A 422-nucleotide genomic window follows, 5' to 3' on the forward strand; every position below is an offset into this window, starting at 1 on the left:
GTCTGCAGCAGTATGCCTGTCGTCATCTTGGAGAACGTCTGCCGGAAATGGCACGGGAAGGACGGCTGGAAAACTGCCAGGCTATTCACCGCACACTGGCTGAAGCGGGATTATGGATGCGTGTTCAGCATGGTCACCTGGTTATCTGTGACGGTTATGATCATAACCAGACTCCCGTTCGTGCTGACAGCGTATGGTCACTGCTGACGCTCGACAATGTGAATCAACTCGATGGTGGCTGGCAGCCTGTACCAACAGATATTTTCCGCCAGGTTACGCCAACAGAACGCTTCCGTGGTCGTCGTATGGAGAGCTGTCCTGCGACCGATAAAGAATGGCACCGTATGCGTACAGGTACGGGGCCGCAGGGGGCTATCAAACGCGAACTGTTTTCTGACAAAGAAAGTCTGTGGGGATACAGC

General features: G+C 54.0%; 1 pseudogene. It reads left to right on the forward strand.

Going from position 1 to position 422, the window contains the following annotated elements:
* Positions 1–422 (forward strand): annotated as a pseudogene (locus RTW80_RS27440) (relaxase NikB); the annotation flags it as partial.

The sequence above is a fragment of the Escherichia sp. AM3 genome (genome assembly GCF_032029835.1).
In the GTDB taxonomy this organism is placed as follows: Bacteria; Pseudomonadota; Gammaproteobacteria; order Enterobacterales; family Enterobacteriaceae; genus Escherichia; species Escherichia coli.